This window comes from Micromonospora sp. NPDC085948 (assembly GCF_040686315.1).
GTDB lineage: Bacteria > Actinomycetota > Actinomycetes > Mycobacteriales > Micromonosporaceae > Micromonospora.
In genome coordinates, this window is the sequence record NZ_JBFBJW010000002.1 from 148,069 (window position 1) to 168,045 (window position 19,977).

Consider the following 19,977-nt stretch of genomic DNA (forward strand, 5'->3'; position numbering starts at 1 on the left):
TCGCGAGCTCGCTCCTCGCGTACACGGTGTACCGTCGAATGACCGCGGCGCGGCAGTTTTCGCGCCTCGGGGTCGAGGCCGCCCCGCATGGCAGCTCCGACCGCCGCTTAACCGCGGCGACACCAATCAGATGGTCAGGACGTCGATCAGGAGGATGCGGGCGCTCCGGCGCTCGACAACAGTATGGAACGTACGCGTTTCTTCCGCCGACCGGTGGTCTGGATCATCCTGGTCATCCTCGGCGCAGTTGTGCTCAGTCAACTGTTCACCGCTGGTCCCAGCTACCACCGCGTGGACACTTCCGTTGCGCTCGACCAGCTCCACACCGCCAAGATCAACAAGGTGATCTTCCAGGACAAGGAGCAGACGCTCCAACTGGACCTGGCCCAGAAGACCAAGTTCGGCAAGACCGAGACCAACAAGATCGAGGCTCAGTTCCCGTACCAGGTCGGTGACGAGGTCTGGAACGAGGTGCTGGACGCCAAGGCGGCCAACCGGGTCACCGGCCCGGCCGACGCCAAGGTCTCCTCGGACAGCATCTGGGTGAGCCTGCTGGTCAACCTCCTGCCGATCGCGTTGCTCGTCCTGCTGCTGCTGTTCTTCATGTCGCAGATGCAGGGTGGCGGCTCCCGGGTGCTCAACTTCGGCAAGTCCAAGGCGAAGATGATCACCAAGGACACCCCGAAGACGACCTTCGCGGACGTCGCGGGTGCCGACGAGGCCGTCGAGGAGCTGCACGAGATCAAGGACTTTCTCCAGAACCCGGCGAAGTACCAGGCCCTGGGTGCCAAGATCCCCAAGGGTGTGCTGCTCTTCGGCCCGCCCGGAACGGGCAAGACGCTGCTGGCCCGCGCCGTCGCCGGCGAGGCTGGGGTGCCGTTCTACTCCATCTCCGGCTCCGACTTCGTGGAGATGTTCGTCGGTGTCGGCGCCAGCCGGGTCCGCGACCTCTTCGAGCAGGCCAAGACCAACGCCCCGGCGATCGTCTTCGTCGACGAGATCGACGCCGTCGGCCGCCACCGCGGCGCCGGCATGGGCGGTGGTCACGACGAGCGTGAGCAGACGCTCAACCAGCTGCTCGTCGAGATGGACGGCTTCGACACCAAGGGCGGGGTCATCCTGATCGCCGCCACCAACCGGCCGGACATCCTCGACCCGGCGCTGCTGCGCCCGGGCCGGTTCGACCGGCAGATCCCGGTGGACGCCCCCGACATGGAGGGCCGCAAGGCCGTCCTGCGGGTGCACGCCAAGGGCAAGCCGTTCACGCCCGACGTCGACCTCGACGCGGTGGCACGGCGCACCCCGGGCTTCAGCGGCGCCGACCTGGCCAACGTGATCAACGAGTCCGCGTTGCTCACCGCCCGCAAGGACCAGAGGGCGATCAGCAACGACTCGCTCGAAGAGTCGATCGACCGGGTGGTCGCGGGTCCGCAGCGTCGGACCCGGGTGATGAGCGACCAGGAAAAGAAGATCACCGCGTACCACGAGGGTGGGCACGCGCTTGTCGCCTGGGCGCTGCCGCACGCCGCGCCGGTGCACAAGGTGACGATCCTGTCGCGTGGCCGCTCGCTGGGCCACACCCTGGTACTCCCCACCGAGGACAAGTACACCCAGACCCGCGCCGAAATGATCGACACCCTGGCGTACGCGCTGGGCGGCCGGGCCGCCGAGGAGCTGGTCTTCCACGAGCCCACCACCGGCGCCGGCAACGACATCGAGAAGGCCACCCAACTGGCCCGCGCGATGATCACCCAGTACGGCATGAGCTCGAAGCTCGGTGCGATCAAGTACGGCACCAGCGGAGACGAGCCGTTCCTCGGCCGCAACATGGGCCACGAGCGGGACTACTCCGACTCGGTCGCCGCCGAGATCGACGGCGAGATGCGGGCACTTGTCGAGCTGGCGCACGACGAGGCCTGGGAGATCCTGGTGGAATACCGGGACGTCCTGGACAACATCGTGCTCGAGCTGATGGAGAAGGAGACCCTCTCCACGGCCGACATGGCGCGGATCTGCTCCCGGGTGGTCAAGCGCCCGCCGCTGGCGCCGTACAACGGCTTCGGCAAGCGCCAGCCGTCCACCGAGCCGCCCGTGCTCACCCCGACGGAGAAGGACAAGCTCAAGGCGCAGGCCGAGGCTGACGGCGCGCAGGCGTCCGTCGGTGGCGGTGCGCCGTCCAACAACTCGGACGGCACGCACTGAGTAACGACCCGACGGCCAGCTCCCCGCACCGGGAGCTGGCCGTCTCCGCGACCGAACCCGACGGCGACGACGACCTCGACTACGTCGCCGCGCGGCTGATCAGCGGCAGGCTGACCGGTCGCCCGGTCGAGGACGCCGTCGACCTGGGCCGGATCGAGAAGGCCGTCCGCGAGATCCTGATCGCCGTCGGGGAGGACCCCGACCGCGACGGGCTCCAACAGACCCCGGCCCGGGTCGCCCGCGCGTACGCCGAACTCTTCGCCGGCCTGCGGGTCGACCCGGCCCAGGTGCTCAGCACCACCTTCGAGGCCAACCACGAAGAGCTGGTGATCGTCCGGGACATCGACGTGATGAGCCTGTGCGAACATCACCTGCTGCCGTTCCGCGGCAGTGCGCACATCGGCTACATCCCCGGACCGGACGGGCGGATCACCGGCCTGTCCAAGCTGGCCCGACTTGTCGAGGTCTTCGCCCGCCGGCCCCAGGTGCAGGAGCGGCTCACCTCGCAGGTCGCCGACCTCTTGATGAGCAAACTCGCCCCCCGCGGCGTCGTCGTCGTGCTGGAGTGCGAGCACATGTGCATGGCGATGCGCGGCATCCAGAAATCCGGTGCCAAGACCATCACGTCGGCGGTGCGCGGCGTCCTGCAGTCGGACTCCAAGTCGCGAGCCGAGGCAATGTCGCTGATCATCCCCCGCTGACGGTCCGACGCAGCCCGGCCGGCCGACCCCTGCGGGGGACGGCCGGCCGTCGCCGTCCCGTCCGTCCGCTCTCCTGCCCGGCGCCGACCAGCCGGGCAGGTCAGCCGGCGAGCAGGACCAGCAGCAGACCGGCCGTCACCAGCACCGCCGGCACCAGACACACCAGCGCGCCGAGACGCACCGTCCGGTCCAGTCGCTCGGCGGGGCTCACCCGGAACAACCGCCCAATGCCCACCCAGCCGGCGACGAACGCGACCGCCGGCATCGGCAGCCCACAGATCAGCGCGGCCACACTGGCCGGTCCCACCCCCGTCGCCGCGTACACCGCGACCTGGATCAGCGGCACCACCAGCGCCAGCGGCCCGTACACCAGAAGGTTGCGCACCCGCGCCGGCCAGGACCCCGGCCGGAACCGGGGCCGCGCCGCCAGGACGGCGTCCGCCGCCTCGGCCCGGCCCCGCGCGGCCCGCAGCGCGGCCAGTACGGCCGCCGGACCGCCCGCCATCGACCGGGACGCCTCGCTCACCTCCGGCGGTGACGGCACCAGGGAAATCGCTGGTACGCCCAACTCGCGCAGCCGTTCCTGCTGACTCGCGAGCCCGGTACGGACCACCGTCAGCTCCTCCCGGGCGGTCTCCGCCGACCGAGCCTGCTCACCGGCGGCGGCAGCCGCGCTGCGGCGTACCCCGTCCAGCTGGCGGGCCGCGGCCAGGTATTCCGCCCACGCCGTGCTGGGCTCGACCGCCGCCGGGACGGAGCCCCCGGTCGACGCCGCGACCCGCTGGCGCCCCGGCCCGGTCGCCGTGGCCTTCGGACTCATCTCGACATCCCCTGCCCGCGCCACCGGATCACCCGGCCTCGTCGGCGAACGGCACCAGGACCGTGCCCCGCTCGTCCGGACCGTCCCAGAGCACCGCCCGGTCCGGGCGGGCCTGCCACTCCACCGCGTGACCAAAGACCGCGGTGAGCTGCGCGACCGGCACGTCCAGCACGGCCACGGCGGCCAACTTGTCGACCTCGCCCGCCGGCTCGAACAGCGCGGCGAACGGGGGCACCGCGCGCCACCAACCCAACAGGTGTCTCCCCGTCGGCGGTCCGTTGCGTAACAACGCACGCAACCGCTCCACCGGCAGCTCCCGGGGGCCCGGCCGGTCCAGCCCGAAGGCCACCAGATACGTCGGCACGTCGTCGGCCGGGGCCGCGAGCAGCGTCGGCAAATCCACCAGCTCGGCCGGATGCCGGGTGGCCAACTCCGCAGTCAACGCCTCCGCCAGCGCCCGAGCTCCCGGATCCGGCACCGCCACCAGGAAACGGGCGGTGCCCGGCGCGTGATGATCCGCGGTGCTCCGGGCCGCCGTCGCCAGCAACCCGCCCGCCGCGGCACCCGACCCGAGCACCGCGAGGTTGCGACCCGCCGCCGGCCCCAACGGTACGGCGACCGTCGAACGGGCCACGTCCACCGCGCGGCCCAGCAGGGCGGCCGGCCCGTGCGACTGCCCCGCCAACGCCGCCCGGTACCGCGGATCGTTGCCGAGCAGCGGGCGCGCGTACCCGGCGAAGACGACAGGCGGCACCGACCCGGCCGGTCGGGCCTCCCACAACTCGTGCCGAAGCCCCTCCACCACCGCCGGGTGGTCCTGCGGATCGGGGTGCCGGATCAGCCGTTCATGACCCCGGATCGCGCCCCGGGGGCCGCCGAGCCCGCCTGCGGTGTTCACCACCGCGCTGCCCACCGGCAGCCCGGCTGCCGAGTCGTTCGTCGGCTCCAACACCGGACTGCCACCCGGCAGCGCCACCCGCACCGGAAACTGCCCGAGCACCGAATCCCGGTGACCCGCATCGGCGCGGGCACTCAACCCCAACTCGCCCGCACCGGCCAACACCAGGTGCACGCCGTACGCCCGACCGGCCCGAGCCAACCCGTCCAGCTGGGTGGCCACCTCAGCGGCCAACCGGTCCCGCTCGACGAAGAGCAACGGCACGTTGTCCAACACGCAGACGATCCGGGGCAACGGCTGGTGCTGACGCAACTCCGCGAAACGTTGACCGCCGGCCCGCGCCCCAGCCTCCGCCCTGCGCTGCACCTCGGCCGTCAACTCGTCGAGCAGGTCCCGGACGTACTCCCGATCGGCGGCCATCGCGGCAGCGCGCACCTGCGGAATCCACGACCGGTCCCGCTCGGTCTGCAGAAACTCCACGAACGACTCACCATCGGCGAGATCCACCAGGTAGAGCACCAACTCGTCCGGACCGTACCGGGCGGCCAATCCCAGCAACGCGGTGGTCAGGAACGCCGCGCGACCCGCCGCGGACCGTCCACTGACCAGCCAGTGCGGGGTCAGCTCGGTGAAACCCAGCGGCACCGACCGGCCCCCGGCATCACCGACCGTCGTGGTCAGCCCGTCCGCGGAATCCGCCTCCCAGAGACGCTCACCCGTCGGCGGCAGCAGAGCCGCCAACCCCAACCGTGAACCGGCCTCCACCTGCTCCGCAAGCCGTCGACACACCCCGTCGACCAGCTCGACCGGTGGGTCCACCTCGACGAAGACCGGCGAGTTCAGTCCACCCGGCGGATCCGTTCCCGGACTCGCGAAGGACGCCCCCGGCGGATCACCGAGCAACGCGTACGAGTTGCGCAGGGCCAGTGCGGTGCTGTGCGGCAGCGCGGTGCTGTGCGGCGGCGCGGTGCTGTGCGGCGGCGCGGCCCGCGTCGCATACGGGCCGGCCGGAGGCCAACCCGCCACCACCAGATGCAGGCCGGCGGCAGGCCCCTGCTCGGCGAGCGCCTCGATCCGCGCCAGATCCGTCGGACCCGTCGACTCCGGCAGAGCGGCGAACACGAGCAGCAGCGTGCGATCGTGCCGACGTCGCCCACTCGCCCCCGGAGTGACCCACTGCTCCGCCTCCGTCAGCACCGCGCGCAACCCGGCCAGATCCACCGCCGGCGGGGGCAGCAGGCCAGCATCAGCGAGCGCCCCGAACGGGGTCAACGCCGAACCCGTGGCATCCACCGCGCGAATCAACAGCGCACCCGCCGGTGTCGCCGCCAACAACCGCAGGAGTACGGCCCGGAGCAACCCCGCCACCCGTGGCTCCCGAGCGTCGGCGTCCACGCTCAGATGACCGGTGCCAACCAGCGGCACCAACGCGGGAAAACGCGCATCGTCCAACGGCGCCGCCGTGCCGACCCGGACGAACGGCGGCGGGCCGTCACCCGCCGGGAAGTCCACGGTGAGCGAGTCCAATGCAGCGCCCGCCCAACCAGGGGCCAACCGCGCGGCGGCCACCCGGAGTCGATCGGCCAGCTCGTACTGGCGGCGCTGGTCGGCAGGAGCTGGTCGCGTCTCATCCAAGATTCCGGCGGCAGCGGTGGCGACTGCCGCTGCCCGACGATGCAGGGCAGCGGCGCGGTTCGTGCGTGCCTTTGGACCGGCCACCGCGTCCACCCCCTCTGCCCGAGGTTGGCAACCCCTCCCGAGCAGAGACGGTATCCCAGCCGAGGCTGCTCCTCCGGGAGGTGCCACGGTGCTGCGCCGGTGATGTCGTGGATCTCACCGATGGGTAGGGGTCCGTCACGATCCGCTGGATCTGGGGCATTGGCTCAGGGGCCTCCAGCCGATAACGTCAGGAGGTGGAATCAGTGCAGCCCCCCGCCGGTTCCCAGGTCTCCCACGTACCGGCCCAACGGGCATCATCGGAGCAGCTACCACCTGCCCCGGTGCCGCCACAGACGCAGCCGCCGCCCCGCCGAATGCGGACGATGCTCACGGTCGTTGCCGGGGTGCTCACGTTGCTCTGCCTCGGCGGGCTCGCTACCGGCCTTGTGCTGTACCACCGCGCGTCCGCCCCAGACCGCAGCGCTCCCGACGTGGTGGTCGACAACTATCTGCGCGCGTTTCTCGTCGATCGTAATGACGCGAGAGCAGACCTCTTCACCTGTGAGGGCGGATCTCAGTTGGAGGCGATGAGGTCCTTGCGGACCGATCTACTCGCGCGTGAGCAGGAGCTGAACGTCACAATCTTGGTCAGCTGGGGCGGCCTTGTGATTAAAGGCGAAGGTAATACGGCCTCCGTTGTGACGGTGATCCGGCGTAGCGCCACAGTCGATGGTATTCAACAGAGCTTAACGGACACCTGGCAGTTCGACGTGAGAAAAGAGGATGACTGGCGGGTGTGTGGAGGTCTTGAGATAGATTAACCTTATTCGATCCATAGTAGATGGACCGGAACCTCCAAGGTGGTGGGCGACTGGCCACGCCAGGCCCAGCGGTACCACTCCACTTCCGGAGCGATCCGGACGCAGATGTCCCCCTCGGCACCCGAGTAGGTCTCGGTGACCGCGCGCAGATCACGGCGCTCCAAGCCGCCCTCGACGTGCACCACCCGGCGGCCGGTGACGGCGTCGGCTTCGAAGACTGGCGTGGGAGCCCGGTGTGCCGGGCCGTCCAACGAGACCAACCGAATGCCAGTTTCGCGGGGCCTCTCCGACTCCGGCCGGCTGCCAACGGTCTCCACCCAGACCCGTTCCACCGGCACCAGCGGTGCGAACACCTCGACCTGGTCGGCCTCGGCTCGGTACCACTCGTGCTCGGGAATCACCGGCACATAGGTTCGGGCGCTCTGCACCACCCGGTCGTCCGCGCGCAGATCTCCTCGCCAACCCAACCCCGGTAGACCGACGAGCACCCGCCGCCCGCGTAACTCCACCCGATCGGTGGCGGGAACCATGGCCAGCGGGCGGGGTGGCCGGGGCGCCCAGTCGGGCTGGTCGGCGAAGGGGTCCGGCATAGGTCCGGTCATGCCCGCGGTGGCCTCACTCGGCAGCGCGCAGCGGGGCACCCCGCTCGCGCATGAACGGGATCGGATCGATCGCACCGCGGCTGGACCGGTCACCGCGCAGGTGCACCTCGAAATGCAGGTGTGGCCCCGACGAGTTTCCACTGCTGCCGACCTGCCCGATGACCTCGCCGGCTGGCACGATTTGGTCCGGTGTGACCAGGGGGCGGACCACCATGTGGCAGTACCGGGTGATGTTGCCGCCAGCGTGCAGCAGGTCGACGAACCACCCGCAGCCACCCTTGCCGGGGTACCCGTCCACGTCGCAGCTACGTCGTCCCTGGTTGTCCGGGTCGCAACGGGCCACCAGAACCCGCCCGGCGGCCGCGGCTCGGATCTCGGTGCCCTTGGCCGCCCCAATGTCGACCCCGTTGTGGCTGGGGCGGTCGGCGGTCCGAAATCCGGAACCGACATCGCCGGGGATCGGGGCGGTCCAGCCGGAAGCGGCAATCTCGCCATGCTCGGCGGCGTTGCACACGGCCTTGCCGTTGATCTGGACGGTGCGGGCCGCCCCGCCGGCAAGGGCATCAACGAGTTTGCTGGCCAACTCCTCGTGCTTGGCGTACGCGTCCGGATAGGCGCTGATCTGCACCTGCTGCGCCACCACGGTCAGTGGCCGGCGTTGCCAACTCCGTACCTTGACGAGCTTCTCGTAGAACTTCCGAGCGGTGTACGCGGGTGTCATCCGCTCGGCGACCGACCCCCAGCCAGGCCGTTGTTGAAAAAGGCCAAGCGAGTCGTGGTCGGCCCCGACTCCCTCGTGTGGCAGCGCCAGAGACTCGGGGACGCCGCTGTTCGCCAGGTTACGCAGGGCGGACTCCTGCATCGCGGTGGCCAGGGCGATCACCCAGCCTCGCGAGGGCACGCCCAGATCCTGGCCGACCTTGATGATGATCGCAGCGTTGCGCACCTGTGCGTCGCCGTACTCGGTGAACCTCGGCAAGTCACCGGCGATGTTCACCGGACGGATCGGGCCGCAGCCCCAACCGGCCAAAGTGTCCCCGTTCTCCGCGTCGCCACCGAGCCCGCTGAGGAAGAACGCGGCCGTGCCGCCGGTGCAACAGAGCAGGAGCAGCATTCCGGTGACGACCGTGGTGATCACCCCGATCCGCAGGCGTCGGCGCAGCGGAGGCGTGTCACCGCTGGCGGTCATTGCCGTTCCCAATCCAGCACGTCGACCAGCCAGCCGTCGTCGGCGACGACCAACTCCAGTCGAAGCCGACCAGTGTCCAGGGGTAGCAGCACCTCGACGAAGGTCTGGGTGCGTGCGCGCACCTCCGGTGGCCCGGTGACCTCCTCGGCCGGAACCCCGCCGGGGTCGGCGCCGGACAGCTTCTCGGTCAACGCCGCCGTCGACAACGGACGCAGGCCGGCCTGCCACTGATCGGCGGCAATCCCGGGCTGGCCAATCCAAGCCTTGGCGAACCGGTCGGCGGTCTGCTCCGGTGTGCGGGCACCTGCGGGAGTGACCGGTGACGGCGGAGCCTCGGTGGACATCACGCCATCGTCACCGGCCGTCGGGTCCACGGTGGTGATCGGGCGGTCTGGCCGGTTGCTCAGTCCGTCCGCCGGACCGGGCGGGCCGGAGACCAGGCGGGCGGCCCCGATCACGCCGAAGACGAGCACCGCAATCACTAGCGCCACCCCCAGTCGGGACCGCAGCGCCCGGCTGAAGAGGAACTCCAGGGCCCGTCGCATCGCCGTCACCGTGCCTCGGAGCGCACCCGAGGTCCGGTACGGTCCGGCGCGCGCTCAGAGGAGCCCGGTCGGTAGACCACGAACGACGGGTTCTCGGCTGGCACGTCGGGTTCGGTCCAGGTCGCCGGCTGCCGCCGACGAGGCTGGGGCGGGACCTTACGGCCCTGGCCACCGGTCTCCTCCCTCGTGGCCTCATCGGCGCGTTCCTGACCGTCCGGTCTCGTGACGCCGGTGCGTTCGGGCCCGGCCGGAGCGGTCGGCGTCGGTACCGGGTCCTCCCTGCGCGCCTCCGGGCGCAACCGGGTCTGCTCAGCGACCGGTGACCGGCGACGTCCACCCACCGGCTCCGCCGTGCCGCCGGGCTCCACCACATCGAGCCGGGCAGCGACCCGCATGTCCCGGAAGAACCGACGGTGCCAGGAGCCGGCCGAGCTGACCGCCTCGCTGCTGTCCTTGCCGCCGAGCTGAGTGATCCGCCGGTACGGGCGCAGCAACAGCCAGCCGACCACCCCGCAGAGCCAGACCAGCACCACCTGAAGCCAACCGGGCAGGGTGGGCGTGCTCATGATCAGATCGACAGCAAACAGGTAGATGGCGGCCCCGGTACCGAAGATCGCGATGTTGAAGAGCGCGGCAACCACGGCGTTCGCCAATCGCCGCAGCCCGGCGCTGGCCGGCCGGAGTAGGCCGACCGTCCCGAGGATCGGTGCTGCGATCACCGCCCACCGGAAGATCAGGAAGCCCAGCAGGACCAGCAGCGATGCGGTCAGATCGAACATGGCGAAGAGCACTGAGGCCAGCACGGCAATGAATCCGGCGCCGACCCGGTCCATGTCCCGCACTCCCTGGAGGTATTCGTAAGCCTCCGGGTCCTCGGACTTGATTTGCTCGGCCACTCGCGCCCACTGCTGCTGTTTGGCCTTAATAGTCGGTTCGCGGGTGGCCGGGTTGGCACGCAGCTTCTCGACCTCGTCCCATGACAGCGCTTTGGCGTCATACAGTGCCGGTCCATATTTTCGAGCGGTTTCACTGTCGGCCGAACCGAGTATCCCTCGCACCCAGTTTCGATAGAGCATGCTCTCAGTCGCGGTGTCGCTGGCTCGGACGGCAGGGGTCCTAAGATCTTTGCAGCGATCGGGATCGATGCACCTTCCTGGGTCGGGTTCCCTTGCCTGTGGGCCGACTGCGTCGTGCACCACTCCGAGGCTCGTGACAAGAGCGCCGTCGGCGATATTGGCTGACTTGACTGGCCACGCGGCCAACGCCGTGACCGCGACCATCACCAGCAAAGCCCACCCGGCGGTCGTCATCGCATTGCTCATGTCCGACTGGCGGGACCGCCATAGAAGGTAAAGCCCTACTACGCACAGGGTGACGATCCCGAAGACACTGAATACCTTCTCGTACACGGCCTTCGTCGCTTGCTCCACCAGCGGGTCAGCCCAACCCCACATCGAGCCGGGATCCCAGGCGCGCTCTCTGAGCGCGTTCGACGCGCCGATGATGGCCGTCGCGGCCATGAACTCGCCGTTTGCGATCGTTGTGGTGAACTTGTAGTCCGGGTGTAGCACGCTCGATGCGCAGCCACCGTCGATGTCGTAGGTGTTGTAGCTGTAGCCCGCATATCCGTAGAGGCTGTAACGACCAGCTACTCCGCTCGCAGCATCTGTCGGTGGCGCGGCGGCGAACCAGCCGGCAAGCCCGGAATCTGGCGTGCCCGGGGTCGGCGCGTTACGGCACTTGACCTCGTCCTCGCTGACCGCCTGCAACTTCCCCACGCAGGCGCGGAAGTCGGCCTGCCACTCCTTGGTCGTGCAGAGGTCGGCGCGGGCCTGAGCGGCGGGTGGTGCGGCCGCGGCCTCCGCGCCGATCAGCGGCCAGGTGACGGTGGCCCCGGCCAGTACGCCGAGGGCGAGCAGGAACGACGCGATCCTTGCCCAGGCCCTCGCCATGTCACGCCTCCAGATCCGGCAGGGAGATGCTCGGTAGCACGCCGGCCGCCGCGGCGATCGCGGCGGGCGTCGTGTCGAGGTGGTCCAGCAGTCCTTCGACGTAGGAGACGTCGACGCGGACCTTCTGCACGCGGCCGTCGACGTCGCGCATGACGAACTCGCGGAAGCCGAGCCGGGTGGACGAGCTGGTGTCGGCGGCGGAGAGCGAGGCGAGGGTGGCTTCGTACCCGTCGTTGACCGGCACCCGTAGTAGGCGCAGCGCTTCGGAGGCGATCTCGGCGTCTTCGGCGATCCGGCCGACGAAGACGGTGGAGACCAGGTTCTGCACGTCGAGGCCGAGGATGTCGCGCGGGTTCTGCGAGGCGACCAGGGCTGCGAGGTTCCACTTGCGGGAGTCCCGGGCGAGCCGGACCAGGAACGAACGCCCGGACCGCCAACCCTCCATGAAGTGCGCCTCGTCGAGGCCGACGAGCTTGCGCGACGACATCGACCCGCCGTAGCAGCGGCGGACGGCGAGCCGGTGGGCGGTGTGCAGCATCGGCAGGGCCAGCGCCTCCTCGGCGGACCAGTACTCCCGTTCGATCTTGAGGTCGGGCAACCGCAGCCCGGCCATGGTGATCACGGTGAGTGCGGCGTCGGCACCGAGCAGCCCTTCCGGTGGCCGGCCGAAGAAGAGCATCGCCAGCGGCATCTCGGCGGTGTCCAGCAGGAGGTTGGCCAGCTCCTTGCCGGCGTCGTCGTCCAGACGGCCGAGGCAGCTCACCACGTCGTCCAGGGTGGACGTCTCCTCGGCGGGGACCTGCCGGACCGCGTGCCGGAACAGGGTGGCGGTCGACGCCTCCCGGGCCACCTGCGGCGGAACGAGCATCATGCAGATGTCCTGGACGAGCATCCGTCGCTCGGCGCGGGCGTTGGAGACCGCGATCTCGAACTCCCGGTCGCCAGCCGCGCCGGCAGCGAACTCGCTGCGCAGTGGGGTGGGAATGAGTGAGTAGGGCGCCAGGGTGCCGTGCTCCGAGCCGGTCAGGTTCAACACCCGGGAGTACGGGCGCAGCTCGGGCATCGCGCAGAGGCGGGCCAGCGGCCCGGACGGGTCGAGCAGGGTCACCTGGACACCTCGGCGCGCGGCCAGGTAGCCCAGCGCGCCGAGCAGTGTCGACTTGCCACCGCCCGGTTCGGCGACGAAGACCGCCAGCCCGGAGCGTTCCCGGACCTCCATGGGGAAGTGCAGGTCGAGGAAGACCGGCCGGCGGCAGGTGCCGGCGGTCCGCCCGATCAGGTCGCCCCGCCGGTCGCCCACGTTCGAGGCGGCCTGGGGGAGCGCGGCGGCGAGCAGCGGCACCGGCATGCGGCGGACGTAGCCGGTGTTGGCGATCGGCTCGCCGGGGATGAACTCGCGGGCCAGCCAGTCCTGGTTCTTCGGGTGTTGCAGGGAGATGCGCAGCTCGCGGGAGTAGAGCTGGATGAGCCGGCGGGCGCGTTCCAGGCATTCCTCCCTGGTCCGGCCGCCGACGGCGATCCGGTGCCAGCCGTGCGCGCGGGCCGAGTCGACCGGCAGGCCGGTGGTCATCTCGTCGCCGATCACCAGCGCGCGCTTGGCCAGTCGCTCCAGCTCCGGGGGTGCGTCGATGCCGTGCTCGGCGTAGTCGAGCTGCTGCGAGCGGATCATCCGCAGCCGGTGTTCGAGATTGCGGAAGGAGTCACCGGAGCCGAGGATGTCGACGCGGGTGGAGATCTCCATCGGCCACGGCAGCCGCTCGTGGAAGTGCAGCCAGGGCTCGTGCCGCTCGGGGATCTCCAGTGGCTCCATCCGGCCGACGGCGAGTACGGCGACGTGTCGTTCCTCGCCGGTCATCCGGTTGACGAGTTTCACCGTCGAGCCGTACGGGGTGCGGTAGCGCTCCACCTGTTCGGTGAGGGCGAGCAGGTCTCCGCGTTCCCAGCGCCCGTCGGTGACCGGGGAGAGGGTGCCGGGCGGGGACATGCACAGCGCCACCGAGCGGTAGAGCAGCCACTCCAACTCCTGGGCGGTGACCCGCCGGCCGCGCATGCCGAACGCGCCGAGCACCTCGTCGAACTGCTCCACGGTGCGGCCCAGCTTGCGGCGTTCGCCCTCCGCGGTGCCCCGGCCGAAGGTGCGCAGCACCCGCTCGGTGAGCGAGTCGCCGAGGGAGCGGCGGGCGAAGGTGACGCCCAGATAGGTCTGCCCCTCGGCGTGGTTGACGGCCATCAGGTGCCGCTGGGCGGCGACCAGGTGATCGGCCCAACCGGTGGTGCCGGCCACGTCGGCGAGCGGCGCGGGGGTGTGTGCGTCGATGGTGCGCGCCCACTCGTCGGCGGGGAACGGCCGGGTGGTGCGGCGCAGGTGCAGCCGGAAGCCCGCCAGGCCGGCGTACTGCTCGGAGATGGCTGACAACAGCGCTTCGCGTTCGGCGTCCGGCCGGAATGCCCAGCGGACCTCGGGCAGCCAGTACCAGGCGGTCACGGTGTTGGGGGTGAAGGTCAGGTGACCGGCGATCTCGGTGATGGCCAGCTCGACCGACGGGTCCCGATCGCCGAATTTGATCTTCGGGGCGCGGACCCGGGTCGGTTTGGTCGGTCGGTCCGGTCGGCTCGCGGCACGCTGTCGGGACGGGGCGATCTCCCGGCCGGTCGGCTCGGTGCCCGTGTCCTCGGGCCGATGATCAGGGTCGGCGGCGCGATGCGGCGCGCGCTCCAGCGCCGGCCGTTCCGTGGGGCCGCTGTTGGCCGGCTGTTCGACCGGGGCCGTCGGAGCTGCCGGTCGGCCTGCCGGCGTCGCTGGGCGACGCTGCGGGGTGGCCGTCGGACGGCGTCCCGGCGTGGTGCCTGTGGGTCCGCTGACGGGACCGGTGCCTGCCGGTGGTGTGGTGGGAGTCCGGTTGGGCTCACCCGATGGGCGGAGCATCGGCAGCCGATCGCCGGCCTGGTGCGGCACCCGGGACTCGCTGGCCGGGTGGCCACCGCCGTGGCGTGGCTCGATGGGCCGGGGGCCGCCGTGGGCCTGGTCGTCGGGCGTCCATGGTGGTTCCAGCTCGGGAACCGGACGGGCCGGCGCCGCGCCGACCTGCGGCGGCGCCTTCGGTGGGATCGCCTGCTGCTCCTGGGTGCTCGGACCGGCCGAAACGGCTCGCGCGGCACCGGGCCGTGCCCCACCGAAGAGGTCCAGGAAGGGGGAGTCGATGTCGGCGTTCTCGCCCGCCGACACCGCGCTCGGCTCGGCGGGTGGCGTCCGGCGGGGGATCGGCCGGGGCGCCTGGAACACGCCCACCGCACCGTGACCGGGCGACGTCACCAGCGCAGGATCGAGCGCTACCTCGTCCTCGTCTTCGGCGTAGTCGAATGATTGCGCACGGTGACCGGCCGGCACGGCCGGGTGGCCGGCCGGAGAGCCCGGCGTGGACGAGCGACTCATGCGACCGCCTTCGGGAAGGGCAGCAGGCTCCCACCCGCGTCGTGGAACGAACCGATCGACGTACGCCCGGTCATGCCAGCTCCTCCCGGATCCTGATCCGGCTGCCGACCAGGCGCGGGTCGCGCTGCTCGATCGCCGGCTCCCGGGTGCGTCGCCAGTCGGTCAGCGCGGTGCGGATGACCACCCGCGCCGGCCGATCGGGGTCGACGTGCCGGAAGATGAACGACGTGGTCACGATGGCGAGCGCGATCTCCCAGGCCGGAAAGAGCTCGACCGTGAACGTGAACAGCCAGTGGATGAACATGTAGAGGGGGACCAGCAGCATGAAGAGCCCGTACTGGGCGTAGGGCAGGTGGACCGGAAGGGTGTAACCGGGCGGCCCGAGGTAGACCAGGCGGGCCCGGTAGATGTCGTCGTCGGTGCGCAGCCGCATCTGGTAACGCGCCTATTCGAAGATCAGGTCGATCAGGTAATCGCCGACGAAGAAGAGTGTTGCCGCGCCCGCGATGAAGGCGAGCCCGACGATTGCGATCGCGGAGCTGGTCAGCACCTTGGAGATCTCGCCTCGGCTGGCTCGGCCGATGAAGATGACGCCCAGGACGGCGAGCAGGATCGGCGCGATCTTGCTGGCGAAGAAGGTGACCACACTGTTCGTGTCGATCCCCTTCGGTGCCGGCTCCGCGAGCGGAGTCGACGCCAGGGTGGAGAGCGCGTGGGCGACGCCGGACGACGCCGTCTCCATGAGCTCGAAGGCGATCACTGGAACCTCCCCATAGCGCGGCCGGCGGTGCCGCGGCGGTGCGATAGGCAAGCCGGACGGGAAATCTGCCTCGCAGGGCATGGCGTTCTTGACCCTGCGTTCGTTACTCACCACGGAGGGTGGCGAGGTTTGGGCGGATTTTCCCCGCTTCGGCCCTCCCTCCAAGCTTCGCCATCTCGATGCTGGCCAATTCCAAAGCGTACGGCCCGCCCCGGATTGCGACAAGCCGCGAAGGGACGGCCTGATACTGCCCGGATGACCGATCGTACACCTGTTCTAACGAGCACGTCAGGGGTGGTCGGTTGAGCTGACCCGGGTCGGTTGGCGCCGCTACCGCGCCCGGTACCGTCTAGTCGTGACCGATCTGGTGCGGGCCTCGGGCCCCGTGGTGATGGGCGTCCTCAACGTCACGCCGGACTCCTTCTCCGACGGCGGACGGTACGCCGACCTCGACTCGGCCGTCGGACACGGCGTCCGTCTGCGCGACGCCGGTGCGGACCTGATCGACATCGGCGGCGAGTCGACCCGGCCGGGCGCTGAACGGATCGATGCCGCCACCGAGGCCGCCCGGGTGTTGCCGGTCATCCGCGAACTGACGGCCGCGGGCGTGGCCGTCAGCATCGACACCAGTCGCGCCCGGGTGGCGGAGGCCGCCCTGTCGGCCGGGGCGGCGGTGGTCAACGACGTCTCCGGCGGGCTGGCCGACCCGGACATGGCCCGCGTGGTTCGCGACGCGCGCTGCCCCTGGGTGTTGATGCACTGGCGTGGCCACTCCCGCGCGATGCGCGAACTGGCCAGCTACGGCGACGTCGTGGCCGACGTCCGGGCCGAGCTGGCCCAACGGATCGACGCGGCGCTGGCCGCCGGGGTGGCCGCCGACCGCCTCATCGTCGATCCCGGGCTCGGCTTCGCCAAGACGGCCGCGCACAACTGGGAACTCAGCGCCCGTCTGCCGGAGCTGCTGGATCTCGGCTGTCCGCTGCTCTTCGGTGCCAGCCGCAAGTCGTACCTCGGCAGGTTGCTCGCCGCCTCGGACGGCACCCCACGACCGACCGCCGAGCGGGAAGCGGCCACGGTGGCGACCAGCCTGCTGGCGGTCGCCGCGGGCGCCTGGGGCGTTCGCGTGCACGACGTGCGGGCCACGGTCGACGCCCTGGCCGTCTGGGTCGCGACCGGCAGACCGCGCCTGGCCGGCGCGCACCACGACAACAGGCAGGAGGTACGGCGATGACGACGGACCGGATCCACCTGACCGGCCTGCGGGCACACGGCCGGCACGGGGTGTACGACTTCGAACGTGAACAGGGGCAGGACTTCGTTGTCGACGCCGTCCTGGAGCTGGACCTCGGCCCAGCCGCCGCCAGCGACGACGTCACCGACACCGTCCACTACGGCGAGTTGGCCGAACGCCTGGTCGCGGTGGTGACCGGCGAGCCCGTGAACCTGATCGAGACCCTCGCCGATCGACTCCTCACGGTCTGCCTGACCGACGAGCGGGTGCGCACCGCCACCATCACCGTCCACAAACCGGAGGCTCCGGTGCCGCACACCTTCACCGACGTGGCCGTCACCATGACCCGGACGCGGGACCGATGACCAGGGCCGTACTGTCGCTCGGCAGCAACCTGGGCGACCGCCTGGAGCACCTGCGCACCGCCGTCGCCACGTTCGGCGACGCCGTCCTCGTGCTCTCCGGGGTGTACGAGACTCCACCGTGGGGCGACACCGACCAGCCCGCGTACCTCAATGCGGTGTTGCTCGCCCAGGACGCGAGCGCGACCCCCCGCGACTGGCTGGAGCGGGCTCGCGACGCGGAGCGGGCGGCCGGCCGGGTCCGTGACCCGCGGCGGCGGTTCGGGCCGCGCACCCTCGACGTGGACGTGATCGCGGTCTGGGGCGACGACGACGAGCCGGTGTTCAGCGACGAGGAGGAGCTGACCCTGCCGCACCCCCGGGCGCACCTGCGGGCCTTCGTGTTGCGGCCGTGGATCGACATCCAGCCGTACGGTCGGCTGCCCGGCCACGGCTGGTTGACCGACCTGCTCACCACCGGGCCCGCGGCGGACGACGCGCTGGAACTGCGTCCCCGGCCGGAGTTGGCGTTAGAGTCGACGGCATGACCGAGCGGAGCCGGCCGGCATGACCCAGGCGAAGTCCCCACCACCGGGCGGGTCCGACCCGGACCGGTCCCGAATGGGTCCCACCCGGATTTCGACACTGGTCGTGGCCGCGCTGGCCGCGGCGGCGGTGGCCTGGCTGCTGATCAGCAGCCTCTACTACAGCGGCGTTCCCCGGTTGCCCTGGCTGCCGGTGGTGACGCTGGCCGGGCTCGCCGTGCTCGAGGGGTACGCCGCGATCAACACCCGGGGCCGGATCGAACGCAAGCCCGGCCGGGACGCGGTCGATCCACTGCTGGTCGCCCGCCTCGTCGTGCTGGCCAAGGCGTCGGCGTTGGCCGGGGCCATCTTCGCCGGCTTCTACGCGGGGCTCACCGGTTGGCTGTTCCTGGAGACCACCCGCGCGGCCCTGGACGACCGACCGGCCGCGGGCGGGGGTCTGCTCGCCTCGCTGGCTCTGGTCGGCGCCGCGCTGTGGCTCGAGCGCTCCTGCCGGGTGCCGGAACGCCCGGACGACGAACACGAGCAGGACCCACGGGAGAGTCGCCCCGGCCAGCGCTGAGCAGGGGGTTACGCCCGGCTCCGAGCGCGGGTACGGTGCCTGCGATCGGAGAGCAAGGGCCGCCCAGGGTCCCGTCCGCGCGCCGGACCGGGGGACGGCCGGCCACTGGGAGGCGGCGTGATGGGTTACGAAGAAGCGGGCCGGGACCGCTCGGCCGAGCCCTCGTCCGGGGTGCCGGCCGCCGTTCTGGAGAACGTCTTCGACGACCCCACCCACGGTGAGCCCGGCCGGGATCGGATCGGCGTTCAGGTGGGCTGGGAGCTTGTGCTGCTGGCCGCGGTGGCGGCGGTGGGCTGGCTGCTCTGGCAGGAGGACCAGACCGCCCTGCGCGCCGACAACCTGCGCACGCTGCTCGTCGATGCCGTCGGGTTGGGGCTGCTCGTCCTGGCCGCCGGGCTGAGCCTGCGGACGGCGGCACCGAACCTGGCCATCGGGCCGGTCGCGGTCGCCACCGCCCTGCACTACGCCGAGCAGGGTGATCGGGGCCTGCCCGCGTCGGTCGGCCCGGCCGTGGCGGTCGCCGCGCTGGGCGGGCTCGCGCTGGCGCTGGCCGTGGTGGTGCTGCACGTGCCGGGCTGGGCTGCCAGCCTGGCCGGCGCCGCCGGGGTGGTGGTGTTCATCGAACGCCGTTCCGCGCCCGTGCTGGTGCAGGGCGACTACGACCCGGGGCGCAGCGCCGGATACCTGTTCGCCGGCTTCGCGGCGGTGGCCGCCCTCGGCGGGTTGTTCGGCGCGATCCGGGCGATCCGCCGGCTGGTCGGCAGGTACCGGCCGATCGCCGACCCGGCTCGACGGCGGGGCGCGGTGGCTGCCGTGGTCACCGCGGTCGCGCTGGTCTGCTCCACCGTGCTGGCCGCCCTCGCCGGTGTCCTGGTCGCCGCCAACCATTCCGGGCCGGTCGCGGAGCCCAGGTCGGTCGCACCCACCTCGGGGCTGGACTGGACGGTCCTGGCGATCGGGGTGGCCCTGCTCGCCGGCACCAGCGCGTACGGGCGGCGCGGCGGTGTGTTCGGCACCCTGCTGGCGGTCAGCCTGGTCACCGTCTTCCAGGCGTACGCGCCGGAGCGTGGTTGGACGCTGAGCACCTGGGCGGTGGGTGGCGCCGCTCTCGGCGTCGGGTTGCTGGTCACCCGGCTGGTCGAGACGTTCGGTCGGCCCCGACCGGGCAACACCGAACCACCCGAACCGGTCACCGACGGCACGATCAGCACGGGTTGGACCATGCCGCAGTCACAGTCGGTGGACAACTGGCCGCCGACGCTGCCGACGCCGGCCGCGCCGCAACCGGTCGACCCGTGGCGGGATCCGCGCTGGGAGGACAGCCCGCCTCGGTGGGACGCCGACGAGCGGTGATCACTGTGGCGTCCGCCGAGCCGGAGCTGATCTCGACCGTTAGGCTCGGCGACATGACCGACACACCTGCCGCCACCCCCGGCGGAACCTCGTTCGCCGAGCTTGACGCGCTGTCCACCGAGGAGTTGCGGGAGCGGGCGTTCGCCCTGGCCCGGGAGCGTCGCGACGTCAAGTTCTACTGGTCGGTGCTGCGGCGCCTGCCGAACGCGGACGAGGCCACGGTGCTGGACGGTGCACCGAACTCGATCGGCCCGACCATCGACGAGGCCAACGCGCTGTGGCGGGAGCTGACCGGTCACGGTTACGAGGAGTCCGCGCCGCTGCTGCGGGCCGCGTTCATCGACTACCTGATGAAGCACTGAA

General features: G+C 71.1%; 18 protein-coding genes. 9 read left to right on the plus strand and 9 right to left on the minus strand.

Going from position 1 to position 19,977, the window contains the following annotated elements; translation table 11 throughout:
* Positions 1-183 precede the first annotated feature (183 nt).
* Together ftsH and folE are read left to right on the plus strand one after the other, a co-directional pair.
* A complete protein-coding gene (gene ftsH / locus AB0O48_RS06435; RefSeq protein ID WP_357252895.1) occupies positions 184-2,202 on the plus strand; it encodes an ATP-dependent zinc metalloprotease FtsH in 2,019 nt (672 codons plus the stop codon).
* Positions 2,203-2,237: 35 nt separating this feature from the next.
* Positions 2,238-2,903 (plus strand): GTP cyclohydrolase I FolE, encoded by a 666-nt coding sequence (folE, locus tag AB0O48_RS06440; protein ID WP_357253056.1) that lies wholly within the window; start codon positions 2,238-2,240, stop codon positions 2,901-2,903.
* Between the two features lie 100 nt (positions 2,904-3,003).
* Here the strand turns inward: folE and AB0O48_RS06445 are convergent, their stop codons facing one another.
* Positions 3,004-3,723, minus strand: a complete 720-nt coding sequence (locus AB0O48_RS06445; protein ID WP_365063590.1) for a hypothetical protein — start codon at positions 3,721-3,723, stop codon at positions 3,004-3,006.
* 28 nt (positions 3,724-3,751) lie between these two features.
* Entirely contained in the window at positions 3,752-6,349 is a 2,598-nt protein-coding gene (locus AB0O48_RS06450; RefSeq protein WP_365063593.1) for an FtsK/SpoIIIE domain-containing protein, read from the minus strand.
* 194 nt (positions 6,350-6,543) lie between these two features.
* On the opposite strand from AB0O48_RS06450, the gene AB0O48_RS06455 reads away from it, so the two are divergent.
* The gene (locus AB0O48_RS06455) at positions 6,544-7,101 is read left to right on the plus strand and encodes a hypothetical protein (protein ID WP_365064351.1); all 558 of its coding nucleotides are present in this window, start codon (positions 6,544-6,546) and stop codon (positions 7,099-7,101) included.
* Positions 7,102-7,103: 2 nt separating this feature from the next.
* Here the strand turns inward: AB0O48_RS06455 and AB0O48_RS06460 are convergent, their stop codons facing one another.
* The 7 genes from AB0O48_RS06460 to AB0O48_RS06490 form a co-directional block, all read right to left on the minus strand.
* Positions 7,104-7,703 carry a hypothetical protein gene (locus AB0O48_RS06460; RefSeq protein WP_365063595.1) on the minus strand — a complete coding sequence of 200 codons (600 nt, stop codon included), beginning with the start codon at positions 7,701-7,703 and terminating at the stop codon, positions 7,104-7,106.
* A 13-nt stretch (positions 7,704-7,716) separates the two neighbouring features.
* Positions 7,717-8,892 (minus strand): M23 family metallopeptidase, encoded by a 1,176-nt coding sequence (locus AB0O48_RS06465; protein WP_365063598.1) that lies wholly within the window; start codon positions 8,890-8,892, stop codon positions 7,717-7,719.
* Positions 8,889-9,446 carry a hypothetical protein gene (locus AB0O48_RS06470; RefSeq protein ID WP_365063600.1) on the minus strand — a complete coding sequence of 186 codons (558 nt, stop codon included), beginning with the start codon at positions 9,444-9,446 and terminating at the stop codon, positions 8,889-8,891. Before AB0O48_RS06470 ends, AB0O48_RS06465 begins: the two co-directional genes overlap by 4 nt.
* The gene (locus AB0O48_RS06475) at positions 9,443-11,389 is read right to left on the minus strand and encodes an MFS transporter (RefSeq protein WP_365063603.1); all 1,947 of its coding nucleotides are present in this window, start codon (positions 11,387-11,389) and stop codon (positions 9,443-9,445) included. The genes AB0O48_RS06470 and AB0O48_RS06475 overlap by 4 nt, the downstream gene beginning before the upstream one ends.
* 1 nt (position 11,390) lies before the next feature.
* Entirely contained in the window at positions 11,391-14,822 is a 3,432-nt protein-coding gene (locus AB0O48_RS06480; protein WP_357252874.1) for an ATP-binding protein, read from the minus strand.
* A 70-nt stretch (positions 14,823-14,892) separates the two neighbouring features.
* The gene (locus AB0O48_RS06485) at positions 14,893-15,255 is read right to left on the minus strand and encodes a hypothetical protein (protein WP_357252872.1); all 363 of its coding nucleotides are present in this window, start codon (positions 15,253-15,255) and stop codon (positions 14,893-14,895) included.
* Positions 15,256-15,267: 12 nt separating this feature from the next.
* The gene (locus tag AB0O48_RS06490) at positions 15,268-15,582 is read right to left on the minus strand and encodes a hypothetical protein (RefSeq protein WP_074315118.1); all 315 of its coding nucleotides are present in this window, start codon (positions 15,580-15,582) and stop codon (positions 15,268-15,270) included.
* A gap of 355 nt (positions 15,583-15,937) precedes the next feature.
* Here AB0O48_RS06490 and folP point away from each other — a divergent pair, with 355 nt between their 5' ends.
* The 6 genes from folP (at position 15,938) to AB0O48_RS06520 (ending at position 19,976) form a co-directional block, all read left to right on the plus strand.
* A complete protein-coding gene (folP, locus tag AB0O48_RS06495) occupies positions 15,938-16,813 on the plus strand; it encodes a dihydropteroate synthase (RefSeq protein WP_357252869.1) in 876 nt (291 codons plus the stop codon).
* Positions 16,810-17,178: a dihydroneopterin aldolase gene (gene folB / locus AB0O48_RS06500; protein WP_357252866.1), complete on the plus strand. Its 369-nt coding sequence runs from the start codon at positions 16,810-16,812 to the stop codon at positions 17,176-17,178. The genes folP and folB overlap by 4 nt, the downstream gene beginning before the upstream one ends.
* Positions 17,175-17,702, plus strand: a complete 528-nt coding sequence (gene folK, locus AB0O48_RS06505) for a 2-amino-4-hydroxy-6-hydroxymethyldihydropteridine diphosphokinase (protein WP_365063611.1) — start codon at positions 17,175-17,177, stop codon at positions 17,700-17,702. Before folB ends, folK begins: the two co-directional genes overlap by 4 nt.
* A gap of 19 nt (positions 17,703-17,721) precedes the next feature.
* Positions 17,722-18,261, plus strand: a complete 540-nt coding sequence (locus AB0O48_RS06510) for a DUF3180 domain-containing protein (RefSeq protein WP_357252861.1) — start codon at positions 17,722-17,724, stop codon at positions 18,259-18,261.
* A gap of 120 nt (positions 18,262-18,381) precedes the next feature.
* Positions 18,382-19,614, plus strand: a complete 1,233-nt coding sequence (locus AB0O48_RS06515; protein WP_357252858.1) for an ABC transporter permease — start codon at positions 18,382-18,384, stop codon at positions 19,612-19,614.
* Between the two features lie 53 nt (positions 19,615-19,667).
* Positions 19,668-19,976: a hypothetical protein gene (locus tag AB0O48_RS06520; RefSeq protein ID WP_357252855.1), complete on the plus strand. Its 309-nt coding sequence runs from the start codon at positions 19,668-19,670 to the stop codon at positions 19,974-19,976.
* Position 19,977 lies beyond the last annotated feature (1 nt).